Source organism: Klebsiella sp. K47 (genome assembly GCF_051858335.1).
GTDB lineage: Bacteria > Pseudomonadota > Gammaproteobacteria > Enterobacterales > Enterobacteriaceae > Klebsiella > Klebsiella pneumoniae.
Window position 1 is genome coordinate 1 of sequence record NZ_JBPYUI010000159.1, and the last position, 251, is coordinate 251.

General features: G+C 63.7%; 1 protein-coding gene. It reads right to left on the reverse strand.

Annotated features, from left to right (window positions below; translation table 11 throughout):
- Positions 1 to 251: AMP-binding protein (locus RRF55_RS27520; RefSeq protein ID WP_439419231.1), on the reverse strand; the 251-nt coding region annotated here is incomplete at both ends.

Below are 251 nucleotides of genomic sequence, written 5' to 3' on the forward strand. Positions count from 1 at the left end.
CCTGCATCCACAGCAGACGGTTGACCACCCCAGCGTGCTCGTTCATCACGCCCTTGGGCAAGCCGGTCGAGCCTGAGGTGTAGATCACATAGGCCAGATGCCGAGGTGTCAGTCCGGTCACCGACGGAGCGATAGCCGGGCAATGTTGCCAGACGGGGACATCCAGATCGATCAGGACCGGGTGTTCCGGTACATGCCGGGTCGCGCCATGCACCAGCACGGCCACGGGTTCGCTGTCGGTGAGCATGTGG